The sequence below is a fragment of the Streptomyces sp. NBC_01267 genome, assembly GCF_036241575.1.
GTDB lineage: Bacteria > Actinomycetota > Actinomycetes > Streptomycetales > Streptomycetaceae > Streptomyces.
In genome coordinates this window covers 5,992,390-6,010,818 of sequence record NZ_CP108455.1, presented here as the reverse complement: position 1 = coordinate 6,010,818, position 18,429 = coordinate 5,992,390, and the positions used below count along the sequence as shown (strand labels likewise).

Here is an 18,429-nt window from a genome sequence, read left to right as displayed (position 1 = left end):
ACGGCACTGTGTCTGTCTGACACCTGCGGCACAGGAAGCGCCGCAGGCAGGTATGTGTGGCCGCCGACCCTGACGGGTCAGTCAGCGGCAGTGGTGGGCACGGGGACCACAGGGGTCCCACCGCACTCGCATTCCACTGCGGGGGGCTGCGCGTCGCGGAGTTCCGCGATGGCCGCCTCGAAGTCTTCGAGTGAATTGAACGCCCGGTAGACGGACGCGAAGCGCAGGTACGCGACAAGGTCGAGTTCCTGCAACGGGCCGAGTATGGCCAGACCCACGTCGTGGGTGGTCAGTTCGGCACTCCCGGTGGCACGCACCGCCTCCTCGACCTGCTGGCCGAGCTTGGCGAGGGCGTCCTCAGTGACCGGCCGCCCCTGGCACGCCTTGCGCACACCCGAGATGACCTTGGTACGGCTGAAGGGTTCGGTGACCCCGCTGCGCTTGACCACCATGAGCGAGGCGCTCTCCACCGTGGTGAAACGGCGGGAGCAGTCGGGGCACTGGCGGCGCCTGCGGATCGACGTGCCGTCGTCCGTGGTGCGGCTGTCGACCACGCGACTGTCAGGGTGCCTGCAGAAGGGGCAGTGCATGATTCCGAGCCTCCTTCGCAGCGTGACTGAATGGCCTCGCCAGGCCCGGAACGAGCCCCTCGAAGCAGCCCCAAGCATAGGCGATGGCCGAGGCCGCGAGGACCACGAACCACAACCTCTGGGTGGCTGCCGCAATCCAACCACTAGATCTGGGGGTTTGGTGCCACTTCCGCCCCGGCGCGTTTCGCGCTTCCACCGACAGCGCGCGGCTCGCCCGAGGGTACGTGAACCGCGTCGGGACCCGGATTCCGGGCCCCTCGATGACAGACTGAGAATGCACTGCGACGCTCCGCAGGGAACACCCCCGCAGCGTGCGGCACCAGCAGCGAACGGTACCGTAATCGACCGAATTGCCTTTCAGCCCCCAGGTCCGCTCATACACCCGAGTGCACGCTCAGGTGAAGGATTTTTCATTTTTTCACTCGAACGTGTGTTTGGCGCAACCTTTCGAAAGCCACTACCGTTGTCCAACTAGGGAGAGAACTTCTCGAGAGGGGCCGACGTGACCACGACCGCAGACAGTGCCACCATCACTGCCCAGGACCGCTCCCAGAACCGACTACAGCCGGTGCATGCCATGAATGACGCAGCTACGGATCCCGAGGGCACGGTGCCTCCGCGACCCGCGCGCTCGCTGCCCGGTCGACCTCCCGGAATCCGGGCGGACAGTTCCGGGCTGACCGACCGGCAGCGACGGGTCATCGAGGTGATCAGGGACTCCGTGCAACGACGTGGCTATCCGCCCTCGATGCGGGAGATCGGTCAGGCGGTCGGGCTGTCGAGCACCTCGTCCGTCGCCCACCAGCTGATGGCGCTGGAGCGCAAGGGTTTCCTGCGCCGTGACCCGCACCGCCCCCGGGCGTACGAGGTCCGCGGCTCCGACCAGCCGAGCACACAGACGACCGACACCACGGGCAAGCCCGCCGCGTCGTACGTCCCCCTGGTCGGCCGGATCGCCGCCGGTGGACCGATCCTGGCCGAGGAGTCGGTGGAGGACGTCTTCCCGCTCCCCCGCCAGCTGGTCGGTGACGGCGAACTCTTCGTACTGAAGGTCGTCGGCGACTCGATGATCGAAGCCGCGATCTGCGACGGCGACTGGGTCACCGTGCGCCGCCAGCCCGTCGCGGAGAACGGCGACATCGTGGCGGCCATGCTGGAGGGCGAGGCCACGGTCAAGCGCTTCAAGCGCGAGGACGGGCATGTCTGGCTTCTCCCGCACAACGCCGCCTATCAGCCGATCGCCGGTGACGAAGCCACGATCCTCGGCAAGGTGGTGGCAGTACTCCGGCGGATGTGACTGCGCCGCCGGCCATGGACCGGGCCCCGGAACCTACTGCGCCGGTTCCGGGGCCCTGCTCTGTCCGCCTCTGTTCTGTCTGCGCTGTCTGCGCTGTCTGCGCAACATCCTGGCGCATCAGGGCACGCCGGAACCCGCTCGGCCGCGCCCGCCGCTCCGGCGCACCCGCCTCTTCCACTGACCGGCTCTACCGACCGGCTTCCTTGGCTGCGGCGTCGATGGCACTCAGTGACCTGCGGATCTGGTTACGGTCCGTCGTGAACCAGAAATCCGGCAGCGACGCCCGCAGATAGCTGCCGTAGCGCGCGGTCGCCAGCCGGGGGTCGAGCACCGCGACGACGCCCCGGTCCCCCATGGCCCGCACCAGCCGCCCGGCACCCTGCGCCATCAGGAGCGCGGCATGCGTCGCGGCGACAGCCATGAAGCCGTTTCCGCCACCCTCCTCCACAGCCTTCTGGCGTGCGCTCATCAGCGGATCGTCGGGCCGGGGGAACGGAATCCGGTCCATCACCACGAGCTGACAGCTCGGTCCTGGCACATCGACGCCCTGCCAGAGCGACAGCGTGCCGAAGAGGCAGGTCTCCGGGTCGGCGGCGAAATTCTTGATCAGCTCGCCCAGCGTCTCCTCGCCCTGGAGCAGAACCGGCTTGTCCTGCCTGCTCCGCAGCTCCTCGGCCGCGGCCTGCGCAGCGCGCATGGACGAGAAGAGCCCGAGCGTACGTCCGCCGGACGCCTCCACCAGCTCGGCGAGTTCGTCGAGCATGTCGGTGCGTGATCCCTCCCTGCCCGGAGCCGAGAGGTGCTTGGCGACATAGAGAATGCCTTGCCTGGCGTAATCGAAGGGCGAGCCGACGTCCAGGCCCTTCCACTGCGGCACGTCCTCCCCCTCGGTGCCTTCGGGCGACAGACCCAGCGAGGCACCGACGCCGTTGAAGTCGCCGCCGAACTTGAGGGTCGCGGAGGTGAGCACGACCGAGCGGTCCGTGAAGAGCTTCTCGCGGAGCAGGCCCGAAACGGAGAGCGGGGCAACTCGCAGCGACGCCCCGAACCGGTCATGGCGTTCGTACCAGACGACGTCGTACTCGGACCCCAGCGTGATCCGCTCGGCGACGTCATGGATGGACTCGACGGACGCCAGCGCCTGTTTCCGTACGACGTCCTCGTCCTGGACCGATTTGTCGCGGGTGGAGCCGAGGGCCGAGATGACGGTCCGGGCCGCGTCACGGAGCGACATCAGCGCGTACCCGAGGTCTTCGGGGATCTCTTCGAGCCGACCGGGGAGCGCCAGCTCCATGACCCGCTCGAAGGTCTCGGAGGCCGTCTGGAGGGCGTCGGCCGCCTTCTCGTTGACAAGCTTCGCGGCTCGGCGCACGGCCCGGCCGACCTGGCCGGGCGTGAGCTCACCGGTGGCCACACCGGTGACGCGGGACACCAGCTCATGTGCCTCGTCGACGATCAGCACCTCGTGCTGCGGGAGCACCGGGGCGCCTTCGATCGCGTCGATGGCGAGCAGCGCGTGGTTGGTCACCACCACGTCCGCGAGCTTGGCCCGCTCACGGGCGGCCTCGGCGAAGCACTCCGCCCCGTACGCGCACTTGCTCGCGCCCAGGCACTCCCGCGACGAGACGGAGATCTGGCCCCAGGCACGGTCGGAGACGCCAGGGGTGAGGTCGTCGCGGTCGCCGGTCTCCGTCTCGTCCGCCCAGTCCCGCATCCGGATCAGGTCCTGACCGAGTTTGCTGGTGGGAGCTGCCGCCTCGAACGGGTCGAACAGTCCGTCTTCCTCCTCCTGCGGTACCCCCTCGTGGAGGCGGTGCAGACAGAGGTAATTGGAGCGGCCCTTGAGCATGGCGAACTGGGGCTTCCGGCGCAGCAACGGGTGCAGCGCGTCGACCGTACGCGGAAGGTCGCGCTCCACCAGCTGCCGCTGGAGTGCGAGCGTCGCGGTGGCCACCACGACACGCTCCCCATGAGCAAGGGCGGGCACCAGGTAGCCCAGGGACTTTCCGGTGCCGGTGCCTGCCTGGACCAGCAGATGGGCGTTGTCGTCCACCGCGTCGGCGACAGCTTCGGCCATGGTGACCTGACCGGGGCGCTCCGTGCCGCCGACGGCGGAGACGGCAGCGTGCAGGAGCTCGGGGAGGGAGGGCTTCGTCATAGCGGGACCAGCCTACGGGGCAGCACTGACAATCGGGATCACACCTCGTGCAGAGGGTTGGGGACAGTGCCGTGCACGGCCGCGTGCGGGCGGTTCGGGCGGTCGCGGTAGCCGTCGAGGTGGAGACGGTTGCGGTTCAGACAGAGCCGCTCGATCCGAGGAGTGAGCAGGTCGAAGATCTCGTACCGCTCCTTCAGCTCCGGGAACCGGGCCTGGTGGCGCAGGATCTCGGCCCGCACCAGGAGCCAGAAATCGGCTTCGGGGACACCCAGTTGATCTTCGCAGAGCGGCGCCAGATACCGGAAGACGCCGACGAAGAGCCCGGAGTGGATGAATTGTGTGAGGAAGGCAGGCTCCTCGGTCAACAGCACCTGCCGCACGTCGTCGGGCATCGAGTCGTGCTCGGGCAGCGGCTCGGCGCTGATGTTGACGTCGTCGACGAAGTCCTTGATCGCAAGACGTACCGGCACGTCGTGGTCGTCGAAGACAACGATGGCGTTCTCCCCGTGCGGGGAGAAGACGGTTCCGTAGCAGTAGAGGAAGCGCAGCAGCGGCGGAATGAGCGCGGCGAACAACCGGCGCAGCCAGGTGGTGGGAGCCAGCCCCGACCGGGCGACGAGCTCTGCCGTGAAGGAGCGTCCCTGGAGGTCGGTGTGGAGAAGTGAGGCAAGGGTGCGGGCACCCTCCCCGGGGGCCAGCTGCGCGTCGAGCGGCTCGCGCCAGATCGCGCCGAGGAGTTCCCGGTACTGGTACGGAACTTCGGGGAGTTGGTCGTACAGGGGATGCTCGACGGAGACCGAGGCGACTTCGCCCAGCAGGATGACACCGCACTCGTCGCGCAGGAAGGCGTCACCGTCACGCAGTCCCTGGATCCAGGCGGTGACGGCGGGGGCCGCAAGAGTGCGTTCCGTGGGGAGCCCCCGCCAGACCAGTGTGTTGAGGATTGACAGCGGTAGCTTCACCGTGTGCCGGTCGGTACGGTCCAGGTTGAGGAAGGTGCGGATGGACTGCTGCGGCAGCCGTGGATCGGCGTCCGTGTGGAGCGGGACGATCTCCTGGTGGGCGATGGCCGGCGCGAAGAGCGGCAGGATCGCTTCGTCCCACTGCCAGGGATGCACGGGGAGATAGAGGTAGGCGTCCGGGTCCAGACCCCGGGCCCGTAACTCAGCGGCGAAGGACTCCCGGGTGGGGGCGTCGAGTTCACGGCGGTAGAGCCGGTCGGGGGTGGCGAGCCCGGTGACGCCGCGGTAGCGGGCGAGCTTCGTACTGACCGCGATCCAGGGCAGCCGGACCGGCCTGCGGGACTCCGGGGTCCAGCGGGCGGCGTCGGTCGCGGAGAAGCCGATGCGGCCCTTGTTGAGTACGAGCCAGGGATGGCCGGTCTGGTGGCCTTCGAGCTGCGCGTAGTCGAGGTCGGCGAGATCGGCCGCGGGGAGCGCCGTGTGGTCGAGCCGGGCGTCGGCGGCGAGCGTGGTGGTGAGTTCCCGGACCAGATGGCCGAGCGTGGCACCGTCCAGGGCGAGAAGACGGCGGGCGAGGACGAGGAAGCGGAGCGGGTCGCTGAACGGTTCGCCCTGGAGCTCGATGGTCTCCGGGTCCACGTGCCAGTTCCCGTAGGCACCGCGCCGGGCCCGGAAGGTGAGAGGCAGGTCGTCGTCGAGGGCGAGGAGGTGGCTGTCGCCGTGAACGACGGGTTCGATGATCTCTTCGTAGGCGAAGGCGCTGAGCATCTTGGCGAGGAGACGGCGCGCCGCACGGTCCCAGTCCTTCGGATTCAGCTCGGGAGGAGCGAGCAGCGTCGGTTCTGCTTCGGAGTCAGGGGTGGCAAGTGGCTTCAGCACAGGGACTCCTCGGGGTGGAACCGATACGGCACAAGCGGTGTATCAAAGGCAGCAAGTGATTCACAGCCGGTCGTTCACAAGAGATCACAACAGGTCGTTCTCGGTAGTTCTTTCGCGGAAATGGACTGGCCGAAGGCCATTCACAGGAGGTCATTGACCATGCGTGTGTGCAGGGGCTACTCAGAGGTGTCGGGGCACAGCAGCTCGCGGAGGGACCGGTCACGGACCATGAGGGCTGCCCGCTTGTCCGGAAGGTCGATCTCCGCGGAGAAGCGGAAGCCCGCGCCGAGAAACGCCGCCACGGACGGGGTGTTGCGCAGATCGGGTTCGGCGACGACCCGGGCGCACCGGGGCCGGTTGTCCAGCACGAGATCGGAGACCGTTCGTAACAGCGTGGTGCCGATACCGCGTCCGCGGTCGCGGACTCCGCCGACGAGAAGGTGAATGCCGGTGTCGTGAGGGCGAGCCGGATAGTGCCGGGCAAGGGGGTCGAGATCGGCGCGGTAGATCTCCCAGTAGCTCATCGGGGTGCCTTCGAGCACGCCCAGGCAGGGGGCGCTCCTTCCGTCACCGGCGAGCTGGGCCCGAAGATGAACGGCGGTGACGGACTCGGGTCCCTGCAGCTCCCAGAAAGCGGCGACGGCAGGGTCGTTCATCCAGCTGCTGACGACCGCCAGGTCACGCCCGACGTCCACAGGAACGAGCTGGAACTGCCCGGCAGGGGTCGGGACCGGGCCCCATGCGCCCGGGTCGTCGAGCAGATCGTCACCGGTGCAGGGGCGGGTGAGGGGCAGAGGCCCGGTCGCCGGGCCCGCATCGTGGAGGAGCGACATCAGTTCATCGGGCAGCCGCAGATCAAGGGTGTCCTCGGCTCCCCGGTCGGCCCGACAGGCAGGGCCGGTCCCGGTCACGGTGTCGGTACTCGCATCGATGGAGGGCACGACGACGCTCCTCTTCTCATGTGGGTCGGGTCATGTACCGCTGGAATAGAGCGGGTTGGTGAAGCTGACGTAGACGGACTGGGTTTCGACCGGTCCGACGAGTTCGTCGAGGCCGTGCAGTCGGGTCAGCAGATTTGCCTTGGTGCGCAGGACAGGGGTGTCCAGAAGTTTGGCGGTCAATGGGGAGCCGAGGGGGACGGTGGTGGTGAGGAATTTCCGGAGGGCAGCGATCAGCAGGCGTTCATCGCCGAGTTGCTCGGCACCGAAGGCGCCGATGAGTCCGAAGATGTTGTTGATACCGAGGTAATAGGCGAAGCGTTCATCGGTGACAGCGTCGGCGACAAAGGTGTCGCTGGTCGCTCCGATACCGGGGAGGCGCCGCTCCAGTGCGTCGCGATGGGATTCGCGGAAGTAGTAGCCCTGGTTGTCGCGGTAGTGCCCGCCGACAGGCCACCCTGCGGGGTCGAGGATGACGAGGGTGTTCTGCTGATGGGCTTCGAGGGCGATACCGGCGGTGCCGTCCAGCCAGAGCACCGGGCGTACGACATGGTCCAGATAGCGCAGGAACCACTCGGCCGCGACGGCTCCGGTGGTCCGGCCGGTGCGGTGGGCGAGCCCGGTCACGATGTCGGCGAGGCGCGAGCGCGCACCTCGCCCGTCGGCGCGGGGATGAACGGAGGTGAGACCGGCGATGCATACGGCGTCGTCACCGGGGCCGAAGGGGTTGTGGCGCAGGACGACGTCGAGCCCGGTGAGTGGTTCGCCGTCCGTCGTGTTCACCGCGAGCCAGGCCGGATCGCGCACGATGTCGAAGCCGGGGTGGACGGCCCGCCACTGCTCACCGAGCCCGCCTCTCAGTACGCGGTGGACCTCGACGCCCCGGTGGAGTTCCTTACGGAGGTTCTCCCGGCGGGAGTTGGTGATGCGAACGCCCAGGGAGAGCTTGAGCATCGCCTCTGCGCCGGGCCGGTGAACGGTGCGGACGGACGAGGTGGGATGCCAGGGGGCGCCGTACGGGCCGAGGTCACGCAGGAGCCCGGCGTCGAGGAGGGAGGCCACAGCCGGGCGATGCGCGAGGTCGCGGGCCTGCCAGGGGTGCAGCGGGAGGAGGGCGGTGTCATCGGGACGCTGGAGAACTCCGGCCAGGCGGGCGGTGAGCTGGTCCGCGGCGACAGTGCGCCCACGCTCGGTCCACGCCGAGTCCTGTGCCAGGACCGAACGGTCGACAGCCAACCAGTGCAACGGGAAGGAGCCTCGCAACTCAGGCGAGTACAGGCCGACTTCTGCGTCGGAGAGGCCTTCGCGGCTCTTCGGGGTGGGATGAAGCGGGTGCCCCAGAAGAAGGGACTGCTCCGCGGTGAGGAAGAGGTCCGCCTCGGGCGACGGCCCCGGATTGATGCGACGGTCAGCGATGAAGGAGGCGGTGCGACGTACCGAGTCGGCCACCCTGCCGACCAGTTCGGCGCCTCCGTGCCCCCCTGCTTCCCGACCGAGCAGCGCAGCGACGGTGACCGCGTCGGCGAGCGGTGCGCGCAGGGACCCGCCTTCGAGCGACGGCCTGCCGAACCGGTGCCAGCCCGTGGCGGACCAGTAGTGCACGGGGACGAGCAGTGCGGTACCGCTGGCGTACAGAGGGATACGCAGGAGAGGCCCGGCCGGCCGGGCCAGGTTGTTCTCCCGGACCCAGCAGCGGAGCAGGTTCTCGACGGTGGCACCGTCAGCCGCGGTGTTCGCGTCCGGATCGTCGAGGAAGCCGGGTGTCAGATGTCGCTCGGGGACAGTGCTCCCCGTACTCGTGCCCCCGGTCTTCTGGCGCGGAACGGTCTCCGAACCGACCGACCCGGAATCGACCGGCAGAACGCCGGACGCTCCCGAACAAACCATGAGCGGGTCGACCGCGAAAAGGCCGGGGACCGCGGGTGGGGCTGGGGCCTCGGACACATCAGATTCGGGGGTGGTGTTCACGGAGTGCTTCCTTGTGGGGGGGCCGGGATCAGAGGGGAGGGCGGGTCTCATGACGGCGGTACACGGTGCGCTCAGCGGCGGCCAGGGCATCGGCCAGCCGGTCGAGCACCGCTTCCGCCTGCTCATCGGTGAGAGTGAGTGGGGGCAGCAGGCGGACGACGCTGGAGTGGCGGCCACCGAGTTCGACGATGAGTCCTCGGGCCAGGCATTCACGCTGTACGGCGGAGGCGAGCACGGGTGCGGCGGGCGCCGGGCCCGGGACGCCGGCATCCCCGGCCTCCGGGTCGACGATCTCCACGCCGATCATGAGGCCCCGGCCACGTACGTCCCCGATGCCGGGGTGTTGACCGGCCAGTTGCCGCAGTCGGCCGATGATGCGCGTACCCAGGTCGGCCGCGCGCTCGGCGAGCCGGTTCTCGCGGACGTACGCGAGGGTCGCCGCACCTGCCGCCATGGCGAGCTGATTGCCCCGGAAGGTACCGGCGTGCGCACCGGGCTCCCAGACGTCCAGTTCCGGCCGGTAGACGATGACCGCCAGGGGGAGGGAGCCGCCGATGGCTTTGGACAGCACCATCACATCGGGCACGATCCCGCTGTGCTCGACCGCCCAGAAGGCGCCGGTGCGCCCGACGCCGGTCTGAACCTCGTCGGCGATCAACGGAATGGAGCGGTCCGCGGTGATCTCGCGCATGCGGCGGACCCAGTCGTCAGGGCCCGGGATCACACCACCCTCGCCCTGCACCGGTTCCAGGATCATCCCGGCCGGTGGGACCACGCCCCCCTTGGGATCGTCGAGCAGGTTCTCGGTCCAGCGGGCGGCGAGTTCACCGCCGCGTTCCCCTCCCACGCCGAACGGGCAGCGGTAGTCCTGGGGATACGGCAGCCGGGTCACCCGGACGTCGGTGGCGCCGCCCGACACGGCCAGGGCTCCGGCCGTCATGCCGTGGTACGCGCCCGTGAACGCGAGGATCCCGCTGCGCCCCGTAGCGGTGCGCACAAGTTTCAGGGCTGCCTCGACCGCGTCCGTACCGGCGGGTCCGCAGAACTGGATGCGGGCCTGATCGCCGAACTGGCGCGGCAGGGTCTCGAAGAGTTCCGTGGTGAAGGCGTCCTTGACCGGTGTGGCGAGATCCAGCACATGCAGGGGGGCGCCCGAATCGATGACCTTCTTGATCGCTTCGAGCACCACCGGGTGGTTGTGGCCGAGAGCCAGCGTCCCCGCTCCCGACAGACAGTCGAGATACCGCCGCCCGTCCGCGCCCTCGATGGTCAGGCCCCGCGCCCTGACCGGCACGATCGGCAGCGACCGCGCGTAGGTACGGGCGGCGGACTCACGCATCGACTGCCGGCGCAGGATCCCTTCGTGCGCCGTGGTCGGCGCCGCCGGAGCAGATTTGGTCACAGCCACAGCTGTTGGTCCTCCCGCTGTAACGGTTCGGTCGTCGCGCGTTCTTGTCGCGCCTTCTCGTGCACGTCGCGTCGTACGCCCGTCGACGCCGGGGCCGGGCGCAGCGTAAAACCCCCATACGTAACAACGACGGCAGCGGCCCGGGATCACGGGTGAGTCGCAAGATCATTGAGGCTGCGGAACCGCAGCCCTGCCGGATACCGTCCCCATCGGCACCGGCATAGTGGGGCCCGCACTTCAGTTCCACCGTGCCGAAATCACGTGCCGAATTCAGTTGTTCCGGAGTCCCAGGGGGATCACCACATGCGACCGCTCCGCCCAACCCGCACACCACGTCGCGGGAACGCCCGCCGCCGAACCCTCCCTGTCATAGCCGCAGTTGGCCTCTCAGGGATACTCGCTCTCTCCGCCACCGCCTGTGGGCCCGGCGACGACAACGCCAGTGACAAGCCGGACACCAGCGCCTCCACGCCGTCGGACGGCAAGATCACCATCCCGGACGACCTCAAGGACAAGCTGAAGAAGCACGGCGTCGATCTGAGCAAGTGGAAGAGCGGCGAATGGAAGAACTGGGACAAGGACAAGTGGCTGCGTGAGGCCCAGGACTTCTTCAACCCGATCATCTCCGGGCTCTGGGACCCGGACCGGATGCGCGGCGCGGCCAAGCCCCCGGAGAACCCTGTCGACAACGACATCTCCGGCGACAAGGGAGTCACCGACCCGACCCCGGCGCCGGTGACCGCGCAGAACGTGAAGTCGCCGTACCACGCGACTCTCCCCGAAGCAGGCAAGATCTTCTTCGACGGCCCCGAAGGATCGATGGTCTGCTCGGCGACGGTCGTGCAGGATCCGGCGCATCCCGGAAAGTCCAACATGGTCTGGACCGCGGGCCACTGCGTGCACGCGGGGAAGAAGGGCGGCTGGTACCGCAACATCGCCTTCGTCCCCTCGTACAACAACAGCGCCAAGTCCGCGGCACAGTTGCAGAACGCCAATAAGGAAGAGGTCGCACCGTACGGCGTCTTCTGGGCCGACTGGGCGCAGACCTCGGACCAGTGGATCAGCGGCGGCGGGCCCACCGGCGGTCAGGGAGCTCCGTACGACTTCGCGGTGCTGCACGTCGTGCCCGAGAAGGGCAGCACCAAGTCCCTTGAGGAGACGGTCGGCGGCGCGCTCCCGGTGAACTTCAACGCACCGGCCGTGCCGAAGATCGCGAGCCTGACGGCCACCGGTTACCCGGCTGCCCCGCCCTACGACGGCCAGAAGCTGTTCCAGTGCGCAGACCAGCCGGGCCGCCTCTCGATCGCCGCGGCCGATCCGACGATGTACCGCATCGGCTGCACGATGACCGGGGGCTCCTCCGGCGGCGGCTGGATCGCCAACGGTGCGGACGGCAAGCCCGCCCTGGTGTCCAACACCTCCATCGGCCCGGTGACAGCCGGCTGGCTGGCCGGCCCGCGCCTGGGCAAGGAAGCCAAGGGCGTCTACGACTCGGTCAGCAAGAAGTACGCGGACCGGTAAGCAGGGCGGCCGGCGCCGGCAGCAACGACCAGACACCCCCAGGGGGAACAACTCCATGCGATCCATCCGTCCGATCCTCACTGCCACCGGTATCGCCGCGGCCCTGGCGCTGACGGCGACCGCCTGTGGCGGGGGCGACGACAAGGCATCCGGCTCGGCGGCCGACAAACCCGTCGCTTCCGCGCCCGCCGGTGCCAAGGCCGGTACCGCAGCAGATCTGGCCGACACCCTGAAGAAGCACGGCCTCGACCCGGAAAAATGGCAGAACGGCGAGTGGAAGAACTGGGACAAGGACAAGTGGCTGCGTAGTGCCAAGGACTTCGTCAATCCTGTGGTCAAAGACCTGTGGAAGCCCGACCGCATGAAGCAGGCCAAGGATCCGCAGAAGACGATGGACGCTCGCGACATCTCCGGCGACCAGAACGTCACCGACCCGGAACCCGCGCCGGTGAAAGCGCAGGAGGAGAAGCACCCGTACCACCGGTACGCGGCGCCCGTGGGCAAGGTCTTCTTCGACTCCCCCGAAGGTTCCATGGTCTGCTCGGGAACCGTCGTCAAGGACCCGAAGAACCCGGGCAGGTCCAACCTCGTGTGGACCGCCGGTCACTGTGTCCACGCGGGCGGCAAGGGCGGCTGGTACCGGAACATCATGTTCGTTCCGTCGTACAACGACCAGGGCAGGTCGGTCGCCCAGCTGCGCACCGCACGACAGCAGGAGATAGCCCCGTACGGCACCTACTGGGCCGACTGGGCCATGACCTCCAATGCGTGGATCAACGACGGCGGCCCGACCGGCGGCCGGGGGGCGCCGTACGACTACGCGCTTCTGCACGTGAAGCCGGAGAACGGCGGCAAGTCGCTCGAAGAGACCGTCGGCAATGCGCTGGCAGTCGACTTCAACGCCCCGGAGGCCAAGGACATCTCGGCGATGGGCGCCTGGGGCTACCCGGCGGCTCCGCCGTTCGACGGGCAGCTGATGAACAAGTGCGTCGACCGGCCGGGACGACTGTCCATCAGCCCCGGCACACCGACGATGTGGCGCATCGGATGCACCATGACCGGCGGCTCGTCCGGCGGCGGCTGGTTCATCACCGGGAAGAACGGGAAGTCGGAGCTGGTCTCCAACACCTCGATCGGACCGGTCACTTCGGGCTGGCTCGCGGGGCCGCGTCTCGGCCAGGGCGCGGAACAGCTCTACAAGGCCATGAGCACCAGGTTCGCCGGCCGGTAGAGCGCAGCAGAGGACCACTGAACGGCTGCTGAACGGACCGAAGGCCCGCCCCCGGGAAATCGCCGGGGACGGGCCTTCGGTCCGGTGCGGTGAACCGCGATGTCAGTGCGCGACCGGAAGGTACGGCGCCAGATCGGCGGCCAGCTCCTCGTGCACCCGCGCCTTCAGCAACGTGCCCTCCGGGGTGTGCTCCTCGGAGATCACCTCGCCGTCGGTGTGCGCACGGGCGACGAGCTGTCCCTGCGTGTACGGCACGAGCACCTCCACCTCGACCTGGGGCCGGGGCAGTTGCTCGTCGATCAACGCGAGCAGCTCCGCGATGCCCTGGCCCGAACGGGCCGAGACAGCAATGGCGTGCCGCTCGATACGCAGCAGCCGCTGCAGCACCAGCGGATCGGCCGCGTCCGCCTTGTTGACCACCACGATCTCCGGCACGTCGGTCGCGCCGACGTCCCTGATCACCTCACGCACGGCGGCGAGCTGCTCCTCCGGCGCCGGGTGCGAGCCGTCCACGACATGGAGGATCAGGTCGGATTCGCCGACCTCTTCCATGGTGGAGCGGAACGCCTCGACGAGGTGGTGCGGCAGGTGCCGGACGAATCCGACCGTGTCCGCCAGGGTGTAGAGCCTGCCGCTGGGCGTCTCGGCCTTGCGGACCGTCGGGTCCAGGGTGGCGAACAGGGAGTTCTCCACCAGTACGCCCGCACCCGTGAGGCGGTTGAGCAGCGAGGACTTCCCGGCGTTCGTGTACCCGGCGATGGCGACCGACGGCACCTTGTGGCGCTTGCGCTCCTGCCGCTTGATGTCGCGGCCGGTCTTCATCTCCGCGATCTCCCGGCGCATCTTCGCCATCTTCTCGCGGATCCGTCGCCGGTCCGTCTCGATCTTGGTCTCACCGGGACCACGGGTCGCCATTCCGCCGCCCGCCGACCCCGAACCGCCACCACCCATCTGCCGGGAGAGCGACTGACCCCAGCCACGCAGACGCGGCAGCATGTACTGCATCTGTGCGAGCGCGACCTGGGCCTTGCCCTCACGGGACTTGGCGTGCTGGGCGAAGATGTCGAGGATCAGTGCCGTACGGTCGACGACCTTGACCTTGACGACATCTTCCAGATGGATCAGCTGGCCAGGGCTGAGTTCACCGTCGCACACGACGGTGTCGGCACCTGTTTCGAGCACGATGTCCCGCAGCTCCTGGGCCTTGCCCGAGCCGATGTAGGTGGCCGGGTCGGGCTTGTCGCGGCGCTGGACGACTCCGTCGAGGACCAGCGCACCGGCCGTCTCGGCGAGAGCGGCGAGCTCCGCGAGGGAGTTGTCCGCGTCCTGGGCGGTCCCTGAGGTCCAGACGCCCACCAGCACCACACGCTCCAGGCGCAGCTGCCGGTACTCGACCTCGGTGACGTCCTCCAGCTCGGTGGAGAGACCGGCCACGCGCCGCAGGGCAGCACGCTCCGAGCGGTCGTACTGATCGCCGTCCCGCTCCCCGTCGATCTTGTGGCTCCAGGCGACGTCCTCTTCCATCAGGGCATCGGCCCGAAGGCTTTCGTTGAAGCTCTGCGCGTCCTGCTCGTGCGCGTCCTGGGAAGTGGAGGAAGAGGAGGTCATTGGATCCCTACGTCGAAGCCGATGGAAGTTTCGTTCAACAGTCACAACGCGTGACCGGCGCCGATGATTCCCGAAGGTCCCACCGGGCCCGGCAGCGCCGCCGACCCGTCGATAGTGGCACGGTCCGGCACCGCCGTCACCAGGATTTCATCGCTTGCCCACCGGCTTCGGCGGCGCGCTCCGCCAGTCCGGGTGGCCGGGCATCGGCGGGGTCTTCTTCGCGTACAGCCAGCTCCGGAAGAAGCCGGACAGGTCCCGTCCGGCGATCCGCGACGCCAGCGCGGCGAAGTCGGCGCTGGTGGCCGACCTGTCGCGGTACGTACTCGCCCAGGTGCGCTCCAGCGTCCCGAAGGCTGCGGTGCCGATCTCCTTGCGCAGTGCGTAGAGCACGAGAGCACTGCCGTCGTAGACGACGGGGCGGAAGATGCTGATCTTCTGCCCCGGTACGGGCGGCTCGGGTGCGGCGGGCGGGCCGTCGGAGGCACGCCAGCCGTCGGAATCGCGGTAGGCGTCGCGCATCCGTTCATCCAGCGACTTGCCGTCGTGCTCGTCCGCGTAGAGCGCCTCGTACCAGGTGGCATGGCCCTCGTTGAGCCACAGGTCGGACCAGCGGTGCGGCGAGACGCTGTCGCCGAACCACTGGTGGGCGAGCTCATGGACCATGACCGAGTCGACGTACCACTCCGGGTAGGAGGAGCGCGTGAACAGCGACCGCTCGAAGAGCGACAGTGTCTGGGTCTCCAGCTCGAAGCCGGTGTCCGTGTCTGCGATGAGGACGCCGTACGTCTCGAAGGGGTAGGGCCCTGCCTTCGACTCCAGCCACGCCAGTTGGCCCGGCGTCTTCTTCAGCCAGGGTTCCAGCTTCTGCCGGTCCGCCGCCGGTACGACGTCGCGCACCGGCAGCCCGTGCGGCCCCGCCCGGTGGATCACGGCCGAGTCGCCGATCGAGACCTGGGCCAGCTCGGTGGCCATGGGGTGGCGCGTCCGATAGGTCCAGGTGGTGTCGGCCCCGTGGGTGGTCCGGGGTCCGGGCAGGCCGTTGGCGACGACGGTCAGCTTCTTGGGCGCGGTCACCCGGAAGGTGAAGAACGCCTTGTCGGAGGGGTGGTCGTTGCAGGGGAAGACCCGGTGGGCCGCGTCCGCCTGGTTGGCCATGGCCAGTCCGTCGGCCGTCCGCACCCAGCCGCTGTCCGACGCACCGCGCGGATCGCTGGTGTGCCGCACGGTGATCCGCAGCCGCCCGCCCGCCGGTACCGCCTCGGCCGGTGTCACGACCAGGTCCTCGCCCGCCGTGGCGAACCGGGCACGCGCACCGTTCACCTCGACGGAGCGCACGGTGCCGCGGGCGAAGTCGAGGTTGACGCGGTCCAGCGGCGCGGTGGCCCGCGCGTCGATACGGGTGACCGCCTCCAGCGGTTTGTTGTTGCTGCCCGGGTAGGTGAGACCGATGTCGTACGAGAGGACGTCGTACCCGGGGTTGCCCAGATACGGAAAGAGCGGGTCGCCGATACCGAGGGGTACGGGCGCGGGCAGGGCGGCGGCGACGAGGGCTGCCGAGGCGGCCGCCAGCATGACGGCTCGCGGGCGCCGGGAGTTGAACAGCATGAATTACGGCTACCAGCGCAGGGACCACGCACCCCGTCAGACCGTGCCGGGCCACCCGAACGGGTGGTCAGGCGGTGGCCGGATGCTGGGCCCGGCTCACGTCGTACACGCCGGGCACGTCGCGCATGGAACGCATCAGGGCGGGAAGTCCGGCGGCGTCCGGAAGTTGCAGGGTGTAGGTGTGCCGCACGCGCTGCTCGGTGGGGGGCTCCACGGTGGCCGAGACCACCGCGACACCGGCGGTGGCGATGGCCTCGGTGAGATCGGCGAAGAGCCGGGGCCGTCCGAACGCCTCGGCGATCAGGGTGACCCTGCAGTCGCCGGTTGCACCCCAGTTCACCGCGACGGGGGACCGTCCCAGGGCCAGCATCCGGGTGACCGAGGGGCATCCGTCGCGGTGCACGGTGACGACGCCGCCACGCACCGTGAAGCCGGTGACGGCGTCCGGCGGCACCGGCGTGCAGCAACCGGCCAGCCGCACCGTCGTGTTCGGCACGTCCACGACGGCACCCGCTGCCGCCCGGCGCACCGCGCCGCCGGTCACGGAGGCGGTCGGCCTGGGCGCCGTCGCCGGTACGGCGGCGCCCTCCGGATGTTCGGCGAGCCAGCTGGTGATCGCGATACGCGCGCCGGGTGTACGCACATGGCCGAGCCAGTCCGGCGAGGGACCGGAAGCGGCGTCACCGGCGAGCAGCAACTGGACGGTGTCACCGTCGCCGAGCACCGTACTGAGCGTGGCAAGGCGCCCGTTGACCCGTGCGCCGATACAGGAGTGCGCCCCCTCGCCGTACCGGGCGTACGCCGCGTCCACGCAACTGGCGCCGGCCGGCAGCCCCAGCGTCCCGCCCTCGGCGTGGAACACGGTGATCTCCCGGTCCTGCGCCAGATCCGCCCGCAGTGTGGTCCAGAACGTGTCCGGATCGGGGGCGGACTCCTGCCATTCGAGGAGCCGGGAGAGCCAGCCGGGACGTGTGGGGTCGGCGCGTACGCCGTCCGCGGTGTCGTCGGCGGGCTGGGCGCCGTCGGCCGGCGCATAAGGATTGCCCAGGGCGACGACCCCGGCCTCCGCGACCTTGTGCATCTGGTGCGTACGGATGAGGACTTCGGCGACGGCCCCGTCGGAGCCGGCGACCGCCGTGTGCAACGACTGGTAGAGGTTGAACTTGGGGGCGGCGATGAAGTCCTTGAACTCCGAGATCACCGGGGTGAAACAGGTGTGCAGTTCCCCCAGTACCGCATAGCAGTCGGCATCCTCGCCGACGAGCACCAGGATCCTGCCGAAGTCGGTGGGGCGCAGCTCCCCGCGCTTGATCCTGATCCGGTGAACGGAGACGAAGTGCCGTGGTCTGATGAGGACTTCGGCCGCGATGCCGGCTTCCCGCAGGACCTGTCTGACCTCGTCCGCCATCGCACCGAGGGGATCCCCCGCGGTGGACTGCGCGGCGATGAGGGCGCGGGTGAGTTCGTACTCCTCGGGACGCAGGATCGCGAAGGCCAGGTCCTCCAGCTCGGTCTTGAGCGCCTGCACACCGAGCCGTTCCGCGAGCGGGATCAGCACGTCGCGGGTGACCTTGGCGATCCTCGCCTGTTTCTCGGGGCGCATCACACCCAGGGTGCGCATGTTGTGCAGCCGGTCGGCGAGCTTGATCGACATGACCCGGACGTCATCGCCGGTGGCGACGAGCATCTTCCGGAAGGTTTCGGGTTCGGCGGCGGCCCCGTAGTCGACCTTCTCCAGTTTGGTCACGCCGTCGACGAGATAGCAGACCTCGTCGCCGAATCCCGTACGTACCTGGTCGAGCGTCACCTCGGTGTCCTCGACGGTGTCGTGGAGCAGGGAAGCGGTCAAGGTCGTGGTCTCCGCGCCCAGTTCGGCGAGGATCAGGGTCACGGCGAGCGGGTGCGTGATGTACGGCTCGCCGCTCTTGCGCATCTGGCCGCGGTGCGACGACTCGGCGAGTACGTACGCCCGGCGCAGTACGGCGAGATCGGCGTCGGGGTGGTGCGCCCGGTGGGCTTCGGCGACATGTCCGATGGCGTCGGGCAGACCGCCTCGCGAGGCGGGCCCGAACAGCGCGGCGCGGCCCAGCCTGCGCAGATCGATCCTGGCCCGCCCGCGCCGACGGCCCGGGGTGTCGGCCGGACGGAAGTCCGGGGACGCACCGTTGGGGCTGGCGGCCTCTGCACTCATGGGCACCTCCGGCAGTGTCGACCGGCGGTGGACTGGCTGCGATTGCGCGTTCCGGGCCGGTGCTTGATGCTAT

At 69.0% G+C, this 18,429-nt stretch carries 12 protein-coding genes; 3 read left to right on the top strand and 9 right to left on the bottom strand.

Annotated elements, in window-relative coordinates:
* Positions 1–77 precede the first annotated feature (77 nt).
* On the bottom strand, positions 78–590 hold the full coding sequence (gene nrdR / locus OG709_RS27455) for a transcriptional regulator NrdR (protein WP_250304829.1): 513 nt from the start codon (positions 588–590) through the stop codon (positions 78–80).
* 502 nt (positions 591–1,092) lie between these two features.
* On the opposite strand from nrdR, the gene lexA reads away from it, so the two are divergent.
* Positions 1,093–1,887: a transcriptional repressor LexA gene (lexA, locus tag OG709_RS27450; RefSeq protein WP_250304830.1), complete on the top strand. Its 795-nt coding sequence runs from the start codon at positions 1,093–1,095 to the stop codon at positions 1,885–1,887.
* A gap of 187 nt (positions 1,888–2,074) precedes the next feature.
* Here the strand turns inward: lexA and OG709_RS27445 are convergent, their stop codons facing one another.
* The 5 genes from OG709_RS27445 to OG709_RS27425 all read right to left on the bottom strand — a co-directional run bounded on the left by OG709_RS27445 (position 2,075) and on the right by OG709_RS27425 (position 10,200).
* Positions 2,075–4,045: an ATP-dependent DNA helicase gene (locus OG709_RS27445; RefSeq protein WP_266640445.1), complete on the bottom strand. Its 1,971-nt coding sequence runs from the start codon at positions 4,043–4,045 to the stop codon at positions 2,075–2,077.
* 38 nt (positions 4,046–4,083) lie between these two features.
* A complete protein-coding gene (locus OG709_RS27440) occupies positions 4,084–5,886 on the bottom strand; it encodes an IucA/IucC family protein (protein ID WP_329167937.1) in 1,803 nt (600 codons plus the stop codon).
* A gap of 176 nt (positions 5,887–6,062) precedes the next feature.
* Positions 6,063–6,827 (bottom strand): GNAT family N-acetyltransferase, encoded by a 765-nt coding sequence (locus OG709_RS27435; RefSeq protein WP_374211354.1) that lies wholly within the window; start codon positions 6,825–6,827, stop codon positions 6,063–6,065.
* 30 nt (positions 6,828–6,857) lie between these two features.
* The gene (locus tag OG709_RS27430) at positions 6,858–8,792 is read right to left on the bottom strand and encodes an IucA/IucC family protein (protein ID WP_329167936.1); all 1,935 of its coding nucleotides are present in this window, start codon (positions 8,790–8,792) and stop codon (positions 6,858–6,860) included.
* Positions 8,793–8,820: 28 nt separating this feature from the next.
* Positions 8,821–10,200 carry a diaminobutyrate--2-oxoglutarate transaminase family protein gene (locus OG709_RS27425; protein WP_329167933.1) on the bottom strand — a complete coding sequence of 460 codons (1,380 nt, stop codon included), beginning with the start codon at positions 10,198–10,200 and terminating at the stop codon, positions 8,821–8,823.
* Between the two features lie 303 nt (positions 10,201–10,503).
* Here OG709_RS27425 and OG709_RS27420 point away from each other — a divergent pair, with 303 nt between their 5' ends.
* Together OG709_RS27420 and OG709_RS27415 are read left to right on the top strand one after the other, a co-directional pair.
* Positions 10,504–11,721, top strand: a complete 1,218-nt coding sequence (locus OG709_RS27420; RefSeq protein ID WP_329167932.1) for a trypsin-like serine peptidase — start codon at positions 10,504–10,506, stop codon at positions 11,719–11,721.
* Between the two features lie 55 nt (positions 11,722–11,776).
* On the top strand, positions 11,777–12,952 hold the full coding sequence (locus tag OG709_RS27415; RefSeq protein WP_250304836.1) for a trypsin-like serine peptidase: 1,176 nt from the start codon (positions 11,777–11,779) through the stop codon (positions 12,950–12,952).
* 102 nt (positions 12,953–13,054) lie between these two features.
* Here the strand turns inward: OG709_RS27415 and hflX are convergent, their stop codons facing one another.
* From hflX to OG709_RS27400, 3 genes are all read right to left on the bottom strand, one after another.
* Complete coding sequence (gene hflX, locus OG709_RS27410; RefSeq protein WP_250304837.1) at positions 13,055–14,560, bottom strand: GTPase HflX; 1,506 nt, start codon at positions 14,558–14,560, stop codon at positions 13,055–13,057.
* A 147-nt stretch (positions 14,561–14,707) separates the two neighbouring features.
* The gene (locus tag OG709_RS27405; RefSeq protein WP_250304838.1) at positions 14,708–16,165 is read right to left on the bottom strand and encodes a M1 family metallopeptidase; all 1,458 of its coding nucleotides are present in this window, start codon (positions 16,163–16,165) and stop codon (positions 14,708–14,710) included.
* Between the two features lie 67 nt (positions 16,166–16,232).
* Positions 16,233–18,356 carry a RelA/SpoT family protein gene (locus OG709_RS27400; protein ID WP_250304839.1) on the bottom strand — a complete coding sequence of 708 codons (2,124 nt, stop codon included), beginning with the start codon at positions 18,354–18,356 and terminating at the stop codon, positions 16,233–16,235.
* Positions 18,357–18,429: the final 73 nt, after the last annotated feature.